The organism is Streptomyces sp. HD (genome assembly GCF_028369295.1).
GTDB lineage: Bacteria > Actinomycetota > Actinomycetes > Streptomycetales > Streptomycetaceae > Streptomyces.
The window spans coordinates 88533-104516 of the sequence record NZ_JAQMYP010000028.1 but is presented as its reverse complement, the minus strand read 5'-3'; the positions used below and the strand labels follow the sequence as shown (position 1 = coordinate 104516).

Below are 15984 nucleotides of genomic sequence, written 5' to 3'. Positions count from 1 at the left end.
GGTCTACGCTGCGTCCCACGGCCGGCAGCTCAAGGAGGCGCAGGTGGCGCAGGTGCCGCAGACATTCTTCGATGCTCTCGCGGTGCGCACCTGGTGCGGCCTCGCGTTGGAGTCGCTCGGTCGCGCGCGCGAGGACATCGACGCGATCAACGTCTATCCCGTGGCCGACGGGGACACCGGAACGAACCTGTATCTGACCGTGGAGTCGGCGGTCGCGGCCGTGGAGGCCGTGTTCACCGCCTACGACGACGGGAAACCCACCCTCGCGGACGCCGCCCGCGCCATGGCGCACGGAGCTCTCATAGGCGCCCGGGGGAACTCGGGGACGATCCTCGCCCAGCTGCTGCGCGGCATGGCCCAGGTGCTCGCCGCCGACGGTGAGACGGCTCACACGGACGGTTCCGGTCTTCGCCTCGCCCTGCGGCAGGCCGCCGACTCCGCCCGCGGGGCCGTGGCCCACCCCGTGGAGGGCACGGTCCTCACGGTCGCCTCGGCCGCCGCCGACGCCGCCGGTGATGCCGAGGGCGAGGACTGCGGGGCGGTCGCGCGGGCGGCCTACGAAGGGGCGCGTACGGCACTGGCGGCGACGCCCGGGCAGCTGGCGGTCCTGGAGCGCGCGGGGGTGGTCGACGCCGGGGGACGGGGGCTGGTGGCGGTGCTGGGCGCGCTGGTGGAGACGTTCACGGGGGAGGCGGTCGCCGCGTTCTCCGTCGTCCACACGCGCGTGGACGACGGTCCGCACGCAAACCCGATCGTCGGTGGGGGCGCGTCCCCCGCCGAGGAGTGCGGCGACGCCGTGGGCGACGGCGGTCCCGCCTTCGAGGTGATCTACCTCCTGGAGGCCGGCGACGACGCCGTGGCGCGGCTGCGGGAGCGGCTCGACGGCCTCGGGGACTCGCTCGTGATCGTCGGCGGGGACGGGCTGTGGAACGTACATGTGCACGTCGACGACGCCGGGGCCGCCGTGGAGGCGGGCGTCGAGGCCGGGCGGCCGTACCGGATCCGGATCACCCACTTCGGGGCCGACGACGCGCACACCACCGGCCGGCAGCCGAGCCGGGAGCGGGTCCAGCGGGGCGTCGTAGCCGTCGTGCCCGGTGAGGGCCTGGCCGGGCTGTACACCGAGGCCGGTGCGACGACCGTCCTCGCCCGCCCCGGCGAGCCGCCCGCGAGCGGGGAACTGGTCGAGGCCGTACGGCGGGCCCACGCGCGTGAGGTCGTGCTGCTGCCCAATGACGCAGACCTGCGCCACACGGCGGCCGCCGCGGCCGAGCAGGCCCGCACGGAGGGCATCCGCGTGGCGCTGATCCCGACCAGGTCGGCGGTCCAGGGCATCGCGGCGCTCGCCGTGCACGAGCCGGAGCGCCGCTTCGACGAGGACGTCGTGTCGATGACCTCGGCGGCCGGCGCGACCCGCTACGCCGAGGTCGCCGTCGCCGAGCGCCAGTCCTGGACCATGGCCGGCATCTGCCAGGCCGGTGACGTCCTCGGCCTGGTCGACGGCGACGTGGCCGTGATCGGCTCGGACGTCACCGCCACCGCCGAGTCCGTGCTCGACCGCATGCTCGCGGCCGGCGGCGAACTCGTCACCCTCGTCCTCGGCGACGAGGCGCCGGAGGCGATCGCCGAGCACCTCGAAGCACGCGTGCGTGAGTCGTATCTCGCCGTCGACACGGTGGTGTACCGGGGCGGGCGGCAAGGGGCGCTGCTGCTCATCGGCGTGGAGTGAGCGAGGCCTACTCCCTGGCCTGCTCCCCGGCTTGTTCCTCCATCACCTGAAGCATCTGCTCGGCCTCCGTCCGTCGCTCCTGCGCCGCCTCGTCGTCCTCCCCGGCACCGGCGTACGCCGCTAGCACCGCACGCGCGCGTGCCGCCGCCTCGGCCGGGCGGCTCAGGTCGGCCTCCAGCCAGCCCGCGGCGAGTTCGGCGCCGGTACGGCTGTGCAGGGCGTCGTCGCCGAGGGAGACGAACACCGCGATGGCCTGCGCCACCTGGGACAGCGACTCCTCCAGCACGCTCTGGATCGACTCGTCCTCGGCGTCCTCGGCCGCGGACCGCGCGAGGAGGTCGCTGAACTGCCGGTGGGTGTGGCCGAGTTCGGCGACGACCCGCTCGCGTGCCTCCTCGTCCTCGGCCTCGTCCAGCGCCGCCCTGCACTCCTGGACCGCGCTCGCCATCAGCTCGGCCGCGGAGTCCTCCCGGCCCTCGACACGCAGCGCCAGCCACGCACGTGCGCGCAGGGAGCGGACGAGGCCGTGGACGTTGCCGAGGGTGCGCCACAGCGTGCCCGCGCGCTCGTAGGCCCGGTCGGCCTCGTCGAGCAGGCCCGCGTGGCCGAGGGACTCGGCGGCGAGGTGGGCGAGTGTGGCGTGGTCGTGCTGCTCGGGCCAGTGCCGGGCGATCTCGGCGGCCTGCAACCGGCGTTCGGCCGCCTCGCGGTGTTCGCCGAGCTCGCTCAGACAGTCGCCGAGCCACCACTGCGTCTGGACGACCGCCCCGTCGCCGTGCGTGTCGGCGGACAGGTCCGGCAGCGCCGACTCCAGCACCTCGGCGGCCTCGGCGAACCGGCCCTGCCGCAGCAGGAACCCGCCGAGCTGGTGCCGCGCCCAGGCACCCAGCGTGCGGCTCTCGCCCGCCTCGTCGGCCCAGTGCGCCGCCTCCAGGGCGTGTTCCGCGGCCTCCTCGGACAGCCCCCGCCCGCCGAGCACCTCGGCCAGCTGCAGATGCAGCTGGGCCCGCCCCGGGGCCTCCAGATGCGGCCCGCCGTGCTCCAGGGCCGCCCGCAGCGCCCGCTCGGCCTCCGCGATGTCGCCGAGATGGTGCGCCAGCCCGGCCAGCCGGGCCTCGTACTCCACCGCGAACCACGGCAGCCCGGCGCCCACGAACGCCTCCGAGGCCCACCCGAACAGCACCGCGGCGCCCTCCACGTCCCCGGTGAGCACCGCCAGCTCCGCGAGCATCGCCTGCGCCTCGGCGGCCCGTGAGGCGAGCCGTACGTCGTCCTCGGTGCACCCGTCGACGAGCGCGAGCACCTCACGCGCGGCGGTCTCGGCGTCGGCCAGGACGGCCCCCTGGAGCGTCTCCCCGGCCTCGTGCACACCCCGCATTAGGATCCGCGCCCGGCTCATCAGCACGGCCGCCGTCTGCCGTACGCCCGTGCCGTCCTCGGCGTACAGCGCCAGGGCCCGGTCGTACAGGTCGGCGATCGTGGTGAGGGCCTCGGACACCTCGCCCGTGAGTGCGCGTACGTACGCTCCACGCGCGTGTGCCGCCAGGGCCTCCCCGGGGTCGCCCGCCTCCGCGTACAGCTCGGCGGCCTCCTCGAACAGGGGGAGGCCCTCGGGGCCCAGGTCCATCGCCCGGTGCTCGGCGATCTCCGCGCGGTCGAGGGCGTCCAGCTCGACGCCCTCGGCGGCGCGGGAGACGGCCGCCCAGGCCTCGATGGCGTTCGGCTGCAGGGTGTCCGACAGCCGCCGCGCCTCGGCGATCAGCGCGGGCAGATCGGGCCGCTCGGCCGGGTCCTCGGGGGCGTTCGCCGCAGCCGGTACGGGTGTCACCGCCGGCGTCGGCCTGGCCGCCGTACGCACGCCCAGAGGCAGCCGCTCCACCAGCGGCTGCCGCGCCATACGCGCGCGTGCCCGCTCGCTGATGTACGTCGTGCCGTTGCGCTCGTCGAAGCGCGCGGCCAGGGCGAGGGCCTCCTCGCGCGCGTGGGCGGCGAGTTCGCGGGCGGTCCAGGTACGGCCCGCCGGACCCGGCACCTGCCGGCCGGCCGGACCGAGCGCGCTCAGGCGGTCCATGAGCAGGGCCACCACCGTCATGAACTCCAGCTTGCTGCGCGGATGCCCGTCGTCCGTGAAGTACGCCGGCCGCTCCGCGAGCAGCTCCAGGCCACGCGCCTCGTTGCCGGTCAGCGCACAGAACTCCACATGGTCCGCGTACGCGCCCCGCATGCTCTCCATGGACCGTACGAGCCTGAAGCCCCGCAGATGGTTGGCGCGGGCCTCGTCCACGCGGCCCAGGCGCAGCAGCGGCGTCAGGGAGGACGCGAGGACCGTGTGCGGCTCGTGGGCGCAGGTGAACTCGCCCTCCAGGACCGGCCGCCACAGCCGCAGCGCCTCGCTGTCCCGGCCCCGCTCCGCCTGCCACCAGCCCTGCCCGTGCAGCTCGCACGCGTGGCAGTCGGCCATGCTGTCCCGGTCGGCCGCCAGCCAGGCGTCGTACGCCCGCTCCGCCCGCGCCACGTCGCCGACATGCGCGGCGACGCTGAACTCGGCGCCACGCACGGCGCGTTCGGAGTGCCCGGCGAGCCGGTAGCGGTGCTCCATCTCGCCGAGCCACTTCTCGATCGAGGCCAGCGGGACGTGCGGCTGGTCGAGCATGCCCGACGACATCCACTTGAAGACCCAGTGCAGCGAATGCGTCTCGTACTCGTCGAAGTCCTCGGGCCGCTCGTCCCACATGCGCAGCAGACGCGCGAAGGGGACGAACATCTTGTCCTTCTCGGAGCTGTAGTTGTAGACCTTCAGCTGGTGTCCGAGCGCCTCGATCACCGCGAGCGGGACGTTCAGCCTCTCGGCCTCGGTGAGCAGCTGCTCCGCGCGCGCGTTGCGGGCGGGACCCTCCGGCTCCTCGCCGTTCTCCGCCATCGCCCGGCGCAGTGCGTCGAAGTCGGTGATCTCACTCATCAGCGTCCTCCCTCGCCGTTCGTGGCCCATTCCAGCAGGCCGATGAAGGCCCGGTTCAGCAGCGCCGAGTCGGCGGGCCGGAGCGGGCGCTGGGCCATCAGCAGGGCCTGCCCGTAGAGGGACTCGGTGGCGGTGCCGATCAGTTCCGGATCGCCCAGCGAACTGATCCGCCGGATCAGCGGGTTGAGGTGGTTGAGCACGAGACGCGCGCGTGGAACGCTGCCGCGCAGCGAGCCGAGGATGCCCGCCCACAGGTCGTCGGCCTGCTCCTCGGCCTCCGCGCGGGCCTGCTCGTGCCGGGCCGCGCGGTCGTCCAGGTGCAGCGCGGGCACGGACAGCGGATGGAAGGCGCGCAGTACGACATCGCAGCCCAGCGGGTCGAGCTTCGCCCGCGCGGCCGCCAGGAAGCCCGACAGGGCCAGCTCCTCGGCCGGGTCCACCGAGTCCAGATGGGCGGTCACGGTGTCCGCGTCCAGCTCGGCGACGACCGTCCCCGGCCGCACCGACGGCAGCGCCTCGATCAGCTCGCTGTCGTACGTGTAGCCGCCGTTGATCACCCCCACGCCCTGTGCGGACGCGATCGGCGCGACCTGCCGGTACTCCTCCACGGTCCGCGTGAAGTGCACCACCGGGTGCCGCTGCGCGAACTCCTCCAGGGACAGCCGCCCGTCGGTCGTCTCGAACGGCAGCCACGGCAGCATCGTGCGCAGCATCTCCCCGTCGTGCCGCGCGAGGGACTTGACCCCCAGGTGGTGCACGGACAGGAACGCCGCCAGCCGTTCCGGATCACCGGCCGCGAGCCCCGTCAGCCAGGACCGAATCCTTTCGCCGAGCGCCTCCCGTACGCCCGCCAGCGTCTCGTCCTCGTACAGCGACTCGCGCGACGCCGTCGGGCGCAGACTGTCGGTGTCCAGGACGCAGCGCACGAAGAACGCCCAGTCGGGCAGCAGCTGTTCGGCTCGCTCCGTCAGCAGCATGCCCTTGAGGTGGACGCGATGACCCGCCCGCTGGGCCGGGCTGACCGCCGACGGAAGGACGTACGCCACGCCCCGGATCCCCGCGAGCGGCACGTCCAGCTCGATCGAGTCCAGCGGCGTGAAGCCGAACAGCTCGCGACAGTGCCGCGCCAGAGCCACCCTCCGGGTGGCGGGGGAGGGGTAGGGCCGGTCCCAGGGCGCCGGCAGGTCGGTGACCGCCTCACCGCCGACCCGCACGTCGTACGGCAGCAGCGAGCCGAAGTCCCGCGCCAGCGCCAGCACCCGGTCCTCGGCCAGCCACTCCGCGGCACCGGCCCGCGCCACGAGGTGCACGGTGGTGCCCGGTTCGGGCCGGGCGTCGTCCGGTAGCGTCCGCACCGTGTACGAACCGTCGTCCGTGGCCGTCCACTCCACGGGCGCCGCGTCCGGTGTACGCGCGCTGCGGCTGACCACCCGGATCCGCTCGGCGACCACGAAACAGGCCAGCAGACCGATGCCGAACTGCCCCAGGAAGTCGGACCGTGCCTCCTGCAGCCCCTCGGCACGCTTGGAGCTGCGCCCGATGGTCGCGAGGAGGTCGTGTACATCCGCCTCGGTCAGCCCGACACCGGAGTCCTCGACCCGCAGGGCGCCCTCCTCGGCGTACAGCCGCACCTTCGCGGGTGCGTCCGGCTCCTCGGCGCGTCTGGCGGTGATGGCGTCGACGGCGTTCTGCAGCAGCTCGCGCAGATAGACCTTCGGACTGGAGTAGAGATGGTGGGAGAGCAGGTCCACCAGACCGCGCAGGTCGACCTGGAACGTACGAGGCGACTGTGAGGGCTGAGGGGCCTGGGATGACTGTGAGGTCTGGGAGTCCATCGTCGCTGCGCCGTTGGGGGGACTTGGCGACGGCGCGGGGTCGGGCGGTCCCGGTGAGGCGGTGACCGCGAAAGGATGGCCGGAGCGCGCCATCCTAGGGCCGAATCGAGCCGCCTGACCAGGGCTTTCCGGGACGTTTACCGGGACGGCCGCCGCGACCTCTACGGCATTGTCAGTGGTGTGGTGTGGAATGGATCTCGTGCCCGCACTGGAAGAACCACTGAAAAAGGTGCTCGGCCCTCCCACCGCGAAGGTGATGGCCGAGCACCTCGGCCTGCACACCGTCGGCGACCTTCTGCACCACTACCCGCGCAGATACGAGGAGCGGGGCCAGCTCACCCACCTCGCCGACCTCCCCATGGACGAGCACGTCACCGTGGTCGCGATGGTCGCCGACGCCCGCCTGCACACCTTCGCCTCCGCCAAGGCCCCACGCGGCAAGGGCCAGCGCCTCGAAGTCACCATCACCGACGGCAGCGGCCGCCTCCAACTGGTCTTCTTCGGCAACGGCGTTCACAAGCCCCACAAGGAGCTCCTGCCGGGCACCCGTGCGATGTTCGCGGGCAAGGTCTCCGTCTTCAACCGCCGTCTCCAACTGGCACACCCGGCCTACGAGTTGCTGCGCGGCGCCGACGACGAGGCAGCCGAATCCGTGGAGACCTGGGCGGGCGCCCTGATCCCCATCTACCCCGCCACCGCCAAGCTGGAGTCCTGGAAGATCGGCAAGGCGATCCAGACGGTCCTGCCCAGCGCCCAGGAAGCCGTCGACCCCCTCCCCGACAGCCTCCGCGCGGGCCGCGGCCTGGTCGCCCTCCCCGAGGCCCTCCTCAAGATCCACCGCCCCCACACCAAGGCCGACATCGAGGACGCCCGCTCCCGCCTCAAGTGGGACGAGGCCTTCGTCCTCCAGGTGGCCCTCGCCCGCCGCCGCTTCGCCGACGCCCAACTCCCCGCGGTACCGAGGAGGCCCGCCCCCGACGGCCTTCTCACGGCCTTCGACGACCGCCTCCCCTTCACCCTCACCGAGGGCCAGCAGAAGGTCTCCAGCGAGATCTTCGGCGACCTGGCCACGGAACATCCGATGCACCGGCTGCTGCAGGGAGAGGTGGGTAGCGGAAAGACAATGGTGGCGCTGCGCGCCATGCTCGCCGTGGTCGACGCAGGCGGCCAGGCCGCCATGCTCGCGCCCACCGAAGTGCTGGCCCAGCAGCACCACCGCTCCATCGTCGAGATGATGGGCGAGCTCGCCGAGGGCGGGATGCTGGGCGGGGCCGAGCAGGCCACCAAGGTCGTGCTGCTCACCGGCTCCATGGGAGCCGCCGCCCGCCGCCAGGCCCTGCTGGATCTCGTCACCGGCGAGGCCGGAATCGTGATCGGCACGCACGCGTTGATCGAGGACAAGGTGCAGTTCCACGACCTCGGGCTGGTCGTGGTCGACGAACAGCACCGGTTCGGCGTCGAGCAGCGCGACGCCCTGCGCGGCAAGGGCAAGCAGCCGCCCCATCTGCTCGTCATGACCGCCACCCCCATCCCGCGCACGGTCGCGATGACCGTCTTCGGTGACCTGGAGACCTCGGTCCTCGACCAGCTCCCCGCCGGCCGTTCCCCGATCGCCTCCCATGTCGTCCCGGCCGCCGACAAACCCCACTTCCTGGCCCGCGCCTGGGAGCGGGTGCGCGAGGAGGTGGAGAACGGCCATCAGGCGTACGTCGTCTGCCCCCGCATCGGCGACGAGGAGGACGACCCCAAGAAGGCCGGCAAGAAGAAGTCCCCCGAGGACGAGGCCGAGAAGCGCCCGCCGCTCGCCGTGCTGGAAGTGGCCGACCAACTCACCAAGGGGCCGCTCCAAGGCCTCAAGGTCGAGGTCCTGCACGGCCGGATGCACCCCGACGACAAGGACGCCGTCATGCGCCGCTTCGCCGCCGGCGAGACGGACGTGCTGGTCGCCACCACGGTCATCGAGGTCGGCGTGAACGTCCCGAACGCCACCGCCATGGTGATCATGGACGCCGACCGCTTCGGCGTCTCCCAGCTCCACCAGCTGCGTGGCCGAGTCGGCCGCGGCTCCGCGGCGGGCCTCTGCCTCCTGGTCACCGAGATGCCGGAGGCCAGCGCGGCCCGCCAGCGCCTGGCCGCGGTCGCCTCCACCCTCGACGGCTTCGAACTCTCCCGCATCGACCTGGAGCAGCGCCGCGAGGGCGACGTCCTGGGCCAGGCCCAGTCGGGCGCCCGTACCTCTCTGAGGGTCCTCGCTGTCATCGAGGACGAGGAGATCATCGCCGAGGCGCGAGACGAGGCTGCGGCACTGGTGGCGGCGGACCCGGAGCTGACGCAGCTTCCCGGCCTGCGGACGGCTCTGGATGCCCTCCTGGACGAGGAAAGGGAGCAGTACCTGGAAAAGGGGTGAGCGGAACCCACCCAGGGGCGCGGGGCTGTAATCCATATGCGGCTACCGCCGCGCGGGCGCGACCAGCCACACTGTTACCTAAAGCCGTCCACGACCAAGGACCGAAGATGACCCGCGTGATCGCCGGCGCAGCCGGCGGACGTCGTCTAGCCGTGCCCCCCGGCACGGGAACCCGTCCCACCTCAGACCGCGCACGCGAAGGTCTCTTCTCCACCTGGCAGTCCCTCCTGGGCGGCCCCCTGGAGGGGGAGAGGGTCCTCGACCTGTACGCCGGTTCAGGCGCCGTCGGCCTGGAGGCCCTGTCCCGAGGCGCAGGCCACACCCTCCTGGTGGAGGCCGACGCCAGAGCCGCCCGCGTCGTCCGTGAGAACGTCAAGAACCTCGGCCTCCCCGGCGCCGAGGTCCGCGCGGGCAAAGCGGAACAGATCATCCAGACTCCGGCGCCGACCGAGCCGTACGACATCGCCTTCCTCGACCCGCCGTACCGAGTCACAGATCACGATCTTCGCGAGATTCTCCTCACACTCCGCTCGGGGGGCTGGCTCGCGCCCGAGGCGCTCGTCACCGTGGAGCGCAGCACCAGAGGCGGCGAATTCAGATGGCCGGACGGCTTCGAGGCCATCCGGGCCCGTCGTTACGGCGAGGGAACGTTTTGGTACGGTCGCGCCGCCTCTACGTGCGAAGACGCACGATGACCGGACCGGAGAGCGAGGGATCACAAGTGCGCCGCGCCGTCTGTCCCGGGTCGTTCGACCCGATCACCAACGGACATATCGACATCATTTCCCGCGCCTCCAGGCTGTATGACGAGATCTACGTCGCCGTCATGATCAACAAGGCCAAGAAGGGCCTGTTCGAGATCGACGAGCGGCTCGACCTGATCCGCCAGGTCACGGCCGAGTACGGCAACGTCCGGGTCGAGGCCTTCCACGGCCTCCTCGTCGACTTCTGCAAGCAGCGCGACATCCCGGCCATCGTGAAGGGCCTGCGCGCGGTCAGCGACTTCGACTACGAGCTGCAGATGGCACAGATGAACATCGGTCTGTCGGGCGTCGAGACGCTGTTCGTCCCGACCAACCCCACCTACAGCTTCCTGTCCTCCTCCCTGGTCAAGGAGGTCGCGACCTGGGGCGGCGACATCTCCCACCTGGTGCCGCCGGTCGTCCTGGAGGCCCTCAACAAGCGCCTGCGCAAGGACTGATGGGGCTACAGTCGTCCCGTCCGTCTCCATCACAGCTGTAGAGAGTGGCGAGCACACGGTGGACGTGCAGAAGAAGCTCGACGAGATCGTCTCGGCGATCTCAGGTGCCCGGTCGATGCCCATGTCGGCCTCGTGCGTGGTCAACCGCGCCGAACTGCTCTCGATGCTCGAAGAGGTCCGTGAGGCCCTGCCCGGCTCGCTCGCCCAGGCCCAGGAGCTGATCGGCGGCCGTGAGCAGATGGTCGAGCAGGCCCGCCAGGAGGCCGAGCGGATCATCCAGGGCGCACACGCCGAGCGCGGCTCCCTGATCTCCGACACCGAGGTTGCCCGCCGCTCCCAGAACGAGGCCGAGCGCATCGTCGCCGAGGCCCGCAAGGAGGCCGAGGACATTCGCGCGGAGGCCGACGACTACGTCGACTCCAAGCTCGCCAACTTCGAGGTCGTCCTCACCAAGACCCTCGGCTCCGTCGGCCGCGGCCGCGAGAAGCTCCTCGGCACCGGCCCCGGCACCGACGAGCAGGGCTACGAGGACGAGGACGCCCCCGAGCGCAGCCACGACCCGGAGACCCTGCGCCGCAACGCCGACGCGTACGTCGACGTCAAGCTCGGCGCCTTCGAGGCGGTCCTGGCCAAGACCCTGGAGGCCGTCGGCCGGGGCCGGCAGAAGCTGCACGGCCGTATCGCCACCGACGACCTCGGCGCCCTCGCCGACGACATCAGCACCGTCCAGCACTCCAGCGACGCCGACTACCTCGCCGACCTCGCCGCTCTCGCGGAGCGGGACACCCCGGCGACCCCCGCGGAGCAGGCGCCGGCCGTACCGCCACAGCCGCAGTACGACCCGCAGACGCCACAGACCCCACAGCCGGCGTACGGCTATCAGCAGACGGACAACACCTACGGCGGCTACCCGCAGCAGGCGTACGCCCAGCAGCAGGACCCGTACGGCTACCAGCAGGCCGATCCCTACGCCTACCAGGGCTACGACGCCCAGCAGGCGGCGTACGACCAGCAGCAGGCCCAGCAGCCTCAGCAGGCCGCCTCGCAGTCGTACGCCCTCGACGAGACCAGCCTCTTCGACACCGGCATGATCACTCCGGAGCAGCTGAGGGCGTACGAGCAGGGTCGCGGCCAGTAGACCACCACCGGATTGGGCCGTGAGCGAAAGGTCCAGTATCCTGGCTCTTCGGTCGCGAGTACGTCCGCGATCAACGCTGCCCGCAAGCACCGATGGGCAGTGCCCCTTGAGCTCAGCAGATCGAAAGCAGGAATGGCGTGACAGCCCGCCTCGACCACCGCAACCCTCTCGTGTTCGACACGCACGAGCTGGGCCGGCGGCCCGGTGCGCTGCAGCGCCTGACCCGCACGGTCGACGCCCCCAAGGACTTCGGTGTCCAGGGAGTCGTCGGAGTGCCGGAAGGCGCCCCGGTGGAGCTCGAACTCCGACTTGAGTCGGTCATGGAAGGGGTGCTTGTCACAGGCACCGCCCGTGCACAGGCTGAGGGGGAGTGCGTAAGGTGTCTGGAGTCGCTTCAGCTCGATGTCGAAGCGGACTTCCAGGAGATGTTCTCGTACCCTGACGCCGACGACCGGGGCCGCGTCCACGCGGAACCGGGCGACGACGCCGAGGACGACGAGGACAGGCTCTTTCTTGAGGACGGCTTGTTCGACCTCGAATCCGTGCTGCGCGATGCGGTGGTGCTCGCACTGCCGATGCAGCCGGTGTGCCAGGAAGACTGCCCCGGCCTGTGCTCCGAGTGCGGAGCCCGGCTGGCGGACGACCCGGACCACCACCACGACGCCGTCGACATCCGTTGGGCGGCACTGAAGGGACTCGCCGGTTCACTCGGAGACGGCGAGAAGGACGAGATGAGCGGCGCCGAAGCGGAAGCGGGCGTCGACGAGAAGCAGGAGAAGTAGCCGTGGCTGTTCCGAAGCGGAAGATGTCGCGCAGCAACACGCGCCACCGCCGGTCGCAGTGGAAGGCTGCGGTCACCCCCCTGGTTGCGTGCGAGCGCTGCCACGAGCCCAAGCAGCAGCACATTGCGTGCCCGTCTTGCGGCACCTACAACAAGCGCCAGGTCCTAGAGGTCTGAGCGGCTGGTGAGAGGCACTGTGTCCACGCCGAAGAAGAACGCATCGGACAACCAGGCCTCGTCTCACACGCTGTTGGAAGGGCGGCTCGGGTACAAGCTTGAGTCCGCCCTTCTGGTGCGTGCGCTGACCCACCGGTCGTACGCGTATGAGAACGGCGGCCTGCCCACCAACGAGCGCCTGGAGTTCCTCGGGGACTCCGTCCTCGGCCTCGTTGTCACGGACACGCTGTACCGCACCCACCCCGACCTGCCCGAAGGCCAGCTGGCCAAGCTTCGGGCCGCGGTGGTCAACTCGCGTGCGCTGGCGGAGGTCAGCCGTGGGCTCGACCTGGGCTCCTTCATCCGGCTCGGCCGTGGTGAAGAGGGCACGGGCGGCCGGGACAAGGCGTCCATCCTCGCCGACACCCTGGAAGCGGTGATCGGCGCGGTCTATCTCGACCAGGGACTGGACTCGGCGGCGGAGCTGGTGCACCGCCTGTTCGACCCCCTGATCGAGAAGTCCTCGAACCTCGGAGCCGGCCTGGACTGGAAGACCAGTCTCCAGGAGCTCACCGCGACCGAGGGGCTCGGCGTGCCCGAGTACCTGGTCACGGAGACCGGCCCCGACCACGAGAAGACCTTCACTGCTGCCGCCCGCGTCGGAGGCGTCTCGTACGGCACCGGCACCGGCCGCAGCAAGAAGGAGGCGGAGCAGCAGGCCGCGGAATCCGCGTGGCGGTCCATCAGGGCCGCGGCGGACGAGCGAGCCAAGAAGGCGGCGGCGAACGCCGCCGAACCCGACGCCGACGCGTCGTCGGCCTCCGCCTGACCGAACAGCGCGATCCGAGCGCCCGCCCCGGCCACGGGGCGGGCGCTCGGCCCATACCCGCAAGGTGTGTACGGGGGATCCCATGCCCGAGTTGCCCGAGGTCGAGGTAGTCCGGCGCGGTCTGGAGCGGTGGGTCGCCCACCGGACGGTCGCCGATGCCGAGGTGCTGCACCCGCGTGCCGTACGCCGGCACATCGCCGGTGCGGACGACTTCGCGCACCGCCTCAAGGGGCATCGGATCGGCGTGCCCAGCCGGCGTGGCAAGTACCTGTGGCTGCCCCTGGAGGACACCACCCAGTCGATCCTGGCCCACCTCGGGATGAGCGGTCAGCTGCTGGTCCAGCCACAGGAAGCGCCCACCGAGAAGCATCTGCGCATCCGGGTCCGCTTCGCCGACGAGCTGGGCACCGAACTGCGCTTCGTCGACCAACGCACCTTCGGCGGACTGTCGTTGCACGACACCACCCCCGACGGACTGCCCGACGTCATCGCGCACATCGCCCGCGACCCGCTCGACCCGCTCTTCGACGACGAGGCCTTCCACCAGGCACTGCGCCGCAAGCGGACGACCATCAAACGGGCCCTGCTCGACCAGTCGCTGATCAGCGGCGTCGGCAACATCTACGCGGACGAGGCCCTTTGGCGCGCCCGCCTGCACTACGACCGCCCGACCGCGACCTTCACCCGCCCGCGCACCCTCGAACTCCTGGGCCACGTAAGGGACGTGATGAACGCGGCCCTCGCGGTGGGCGGCACCAGCTTCGACAGCCTGTATGTCAACGTCAACGGCGAGTCGGGCTACTTCGACCGGTCGCTCGACGCGTACGGCCGTGAGGGCCTGCCGTGCAAGCGGTGCGGTACGCCGATGCGCCGGCGGGCCTGGATGAACCGGTCCAGCTACTTCTGCCCGAAGTGTCAGAGGGCGCCGCGCCTCTCGTCGTAGCGCTGACGTGCCTGGAGTACGTCGTCCATCCGGCCCTCCACGAAGTGGATGAGGCTCAGCAGCCGTTCCGCGACCCCGCGCCCGAGCGGCGTCAGTTCGTAGTCGACCCGTGGGGGATTGGTCGGCTGGGCCTCGCGGTGCACCAGGCCGTCCCGCTCCAGGGCGTGCAGGGTCTGGGACAGCATCTTCTCGCTGACGCCGTCCACCCGGCGGCGCAGCTCGTTGAAGCGCAGCGACCCCTCGTACAGGGCGCCGAGCGTGAGCCCGCCCCAGCGGCCGGTGACGTGCTCCAGCGTGCCGCGCGAGGGACAGGCCTTGGCGAACACGTCGTACGGGAGGTCCTGCGCCTCCGTGCGCTCCTGCGTGGTGTCCATCCCGCAAGCGTACTCCGACGCAGCGCTGGCGTTGGGTTTGCGCTAACTTTCCGTTAGCTTTGATTGATCGCAGGGGGTGGCGACTTGGAAGAAGCTGTGTGGGACGGCCCGTTCCACCGGGTGCGCAGGGACGGATACGAGATCTGCTTCCTCCCGGGCGAGGGAGAAGATCTCGACGACGTCTGCGACGTCGACATGTGGGTGACGTTCGCCGACGGACAGCGCTGGTCGGGGACCGTCGCCACCCTCGACGAGGCGCGCCGCCTGATGGACCGGTGGCAGGACACGGGGGAGAGTCTCGGCGGTCGGTACTACTACGGCTGGGACAGCCTGATCGTGCGGGATCCGGGCATCCCCGCCATGGTCCGCGTCATCGACCACCTCGTGGAGACCGGCCACTACAGGGCGGCTCTGCGCCCCATCGGCCTCGCCGAGGACTGACGGACAAGGCCCGGAGCCCGGATCAGTAGCCGAAGTCCTGGGTCCACCAGGGGCCGCCCGCGCCGAAGTGCACGCCGACTCCCAGGGTCTTGAAATCGCAGTTCAGGATGTTGGCCTTGTGGCCCGGGCTGTTCATCCAGGCTTCCATGACCGCGGCCGCGTCGGCCTGGCCGCGGGCTATGTTCTCGCCACCGAGGTCCGTTATGCCGGCCTTCGCGGCCCGGTCCCACGGGGACGCCCCGCTGGGGTCGGTGTGATCGAAGAAGCCCCGGTCGGCCATGTCCGCGCTGAAGGCCTGGGCCAGATCGGTGAGCGAGCTGTTCGCGGCGACCGCGCTGCAGCCGACCTGTGCGCGCTCCTCGTTGACGAGCTTCAGCACCTCGGCCGCGGCGGCGGCCTCCGCGGAGACCTGCACGGGGGCGCCGGCCTGCTCCTTGCCCGGTTCCTTCGTCTTCGCGGGCGCCGGAGCCTTCGTGGCCTTGCGCGAAGGGGTCTCCTGCTGCTTCTCGCTGGGCGTCGCCGGCGGCTTCTTCGACGGGGTCTTCGTCGGCGCGGCCGACGAGGTCGAGGGAGCCGGCGAGGCGGGTCGGTCGACGTCGCGGCTGGTCGGGTCGCCGCCGTCCTCCCGCTCCGCGCTGCCGGACGTGCCGCCCTGCTCGCTGGGGGAGTTGGTCGGGGTGTCGGCGGCCTGCACCCTGTCCGCGCCGCTGCCGCCGAGCTGGTAGTTCTCGACGCCGGGCACCACACCCGTGGCGACCGCGACCGTGCCCAGGGCGACCGCCGCGGACACGCCGAGCAGCCCGGTCTTCACCGGGGCCCCGGCCTTCTTCCTACGGCGGTGCGAGCGGTCGCCGGAGCGAGGGGAGCCGGCGTCGGGCGTGAAGCCGTCACTGCGGAAGGCCGCCGCGGTTGCCCGCTTGTCGTCGCTCGGGAAGGTCGTGGCGGCCGTGATGGCGTCGTAGCCGTCGTCCGTGGCGAAGAGGTAGGCGTCGCTCCTCGCGTAGGCCTCGGCGTACGCCTCCGGGTTCAGATAGGGCGCGATGCCCCTCGTGGGTCTGTCGCTCGCGTACGAGTCCAGCGGGTCGTGGCTCTCCGTATAGGAGCCGTCCGTGTGTGTGACCCCCGTGGCGCGGCCCCTGGCGGCGCGGCCGGCGGCGGAGCGTCGGTGGCGTCCCATGTTCTGGCCTTCCT

Annotated in this window: 14 protein-coding genes; 10 read left to right on the top strand and 4 right to left on the bottom strand. The window is 71.6% G+C overall.

Annotated features, from left to right (window positions below; all coding sequences use genetic code 11):
- Nucleotides 1-43: 43 nt before the first annotated feature.
- Nucleotides 44-1729, top strand: coding sequence for a DAK2 domain-containing protein (locus POF73_RS26250; protein ID WP_272120148.1), 1686 nt, complete (start codon nt 44-46; stop codon nt 1727-1729).
- 7 nt (nt 1730-1736) lie between these two features.
- Here POF73_RS26250 and POF73_RS26245 read toward each other — a convergent pair whose 3' ends face one another.
- Nucleotides 1737-4688, bottom strand: coding sequence for a tetratricopeptide repeat protein (locus tag POF73_RS26245; protein WP_272120147.1), 2952 nt, complete (start codon nt 4686-4688; stop codon nt 1737-1739).
- Nucleotides 4688-6523 carry an HSP90 family protein gene (locus POF73_RS26240; RefSeq protein ID WP_272120145.1) on the bottom strand — a complete coding sequence of 612 codons (1836 nt, stop codon included), beginning with the start codon at nt 6521-6523 and terminating at the stop codon, nt 4688-4690. The genes POF73_RS26245 and POF73_RS26240 overlap by 1 nt, the downstream gene beginning before the upstream one ends.
- 190 nt (nt 6524-6713) lie before the next feature.
- Between POF73_RS26240 and recG the strand changes: the two genes are divergently transcribed.
- The 8 genes from recG to mutM all read left to right on the top strand — a co-directional run bounded on the left by recG (nt 6714) and on the right by mutM (nt 13978).
- Nucleotides 6714-8930 carry an ATP-dependent DNA helicase RecG gene (recG, locus tag POF73_RS26235; protein WP_272120143.1) on the top strand — a complete coding sequence of 739 codons (2217 nt, stop codon included), beginning with the start codon at nt 6714-6716 and terminating at the stop codon, nt 8928-8930.
- Between the two features lie 107 nt (nt 8931-9037).
- Nucleotides 9038-9625 carry a 16S rRNA (guanine(966)-N(2))-methyltransferase RsmD gene (gene rsmD, locus POF73_RS26230; RefSeq protein WP_272120141.1) on the top strand — a complete coding sequence of 196 codons (588 nt, stop codon included), beginning with the start codon at nt 9038-9040 and terminating at the stop codon, nt 9623-9625.
- Between the two features lie 26 nt (nt 9626-9651).
- On the top strand, nt 9652-10131 hold the full coding sequence (coaD, locus tag POF73_RS26225; protein ID WP_272120223.1) for a pantetheine-phosphate adenylyltransferase: 480 nt from the start codon (nt 9652-9654) through the stop codon (nt 10129-10131).
- Between the two features lie 58 nt (nt 10132-10189).
- Entirely contained in the window at nt 10190-11269 is a 1080-nt protein-coding gene (locus POF73_RS26220) for an ATP synthase F0 subunit B (RefSeq protein WP_272120139.1), read from the top strand.
- Nucleotides 11270-11406: 137 nt separating this feature from the next.
- Nucleotides 11407-12051, top strand: a complete 645-nt coding sequence (locus POF73_RS26215; protein WP_272120137.1) for a YceD family protein — start codon at nt 11407-11409, stop codon at nt 12049-12051.
- 2 nt (nt 12052-12053) lie between these two features.
- Nucleotides 12054-12227, top strand: a complete 174-nt coding sequence (gene rpmF, locus POF73_RS26210; protein WP_015657589.1) for a 50S ribosomal protein L32 — start codon at nt 12054-12056, stop codon at nt 12225-12227.
- A gap of 7 nt (nt 12228-12234) precedes the next feature.
- On the top strand, nt 12235-13035 hold the full coding sequence (gene rnc, locus POF73_RS26205) for a ribonuclease III (RefSeq protein WP_443049653.1): 801 nt from the start codon (nt 12235-12237) through the stop codon (nt 13033-13035).
- Nucleotides 13036-13117: 82 nt separating this feature from the next.
- Entirely contained in the window at nt 13118-13978 is an 861-nt protein-coding gene (gene mutM, locus POF73_RS26200; protein ID WP_272120132.1) for a bifunctional DNA-formamidopyrimidine glycosylase/DNA-(apurinic or apyrimidinic site) lyase, read from the top strand.
- Here mutM and POF73_RS26195 read toward each other — a convergent pair.
- Nucleotides 13951-14352: a winged helix-turn-helix transcriptional regulator gene (locus POF73_RS26195; protein ID WP_272120130.1), complete on the bottom strand. Its 402-nt coding sequence runs from the start codon at nt 14350-14352 to the stop codon at nt 13951-13953. The two genes, mutM and POF73_RS26195, sit on opposite strands and share 28 nt — an antisense overlap.
- Nucleotides 14353-14436: 84 nt before the next feature.
- Here POF73_RS26195 and POF73_RS26190 point away from each other — a divergent pair, with 84 nt between their 5' ends.
- Nucleotides 14437-14793 (top strand): hypothetical protein, encoded by a 357-nt coding sequence (locus POF73_RS26190; protein ID WP_272120128.1) that lies wholly within the window; start codon nt 14437-14439, stop codon nt 14791-14793.
- A 22-nt stretch (nt 14794-14815) separates the two neighbouring features.
- Here POF73_RS26190 and POF73_RS26185 read toward each other — a convergent pair whose 3' ends face one another.
- The gene (locus POF73_RS26185; protein ID WP_272120125.1) at nt 14816-15970 is read right to left on the bottom strand and encodes a CAP domain-containing protein; all 1155 of its coding nucleotides are present in this window, start codon (nt 15968-15970) and stop codon (nt 14816-14818) included.
- Between the last annotated feature and the right edge of the window lie 14 nt (nt 15971-15984).

Bases quoted from the DNA above. Each gene is read 5' to 3' on its own strand.
- POF73_RS26245 (WP_272120147.1), bottom strand. From the start codon at position 4,688: ATGAGTGAGATCACCGACTTCGACGCACTGCGCCGGGCGATGGCGGAG.
- POF73_RS26240 (WP_272120145.1), bottom strand. From the start codon at position 6,523: ATGGACTCCCAGACCTCACAGTCATCCCAGGCCCCTCAGCCCTCACAG.
- recG (WP_272120143.1), top strand. From the start codon at position 6,714: ATGGATCTCGTGCCCGCACTGGAAGAACCACTGAAAAAGGTGCTCGGC.
- rsmD (WP_272120141.1), top strand. From the start codon at position 9,038: ATGACCCGCGTGATCGCCGGCGCAGCCGGCGGACGTCGTCTAGCCGTG.
- mutM (WP_272120132.1), top strand. From the start codon at position 13,118: ATGCCCGAGTTGCCCGAGGTCGAGGTAGTCCGGCGCGGTCTGGAGCGG.
- POF73_RS26195 (WP_272120130.1), bottom strand. From the start codon at position 14,352: ATGGACACCACGCAGGAGCGCACGGAGGCGCAGGACCTCCCGTACGAC.
- POF73_RS26185 (WP_272120125.1), bottom strand. From the start codon at position 15,970: ATGGGACGCCACCGACGCTCCGCCGCCGGCCGCGCCGCCAGGGGCCGC.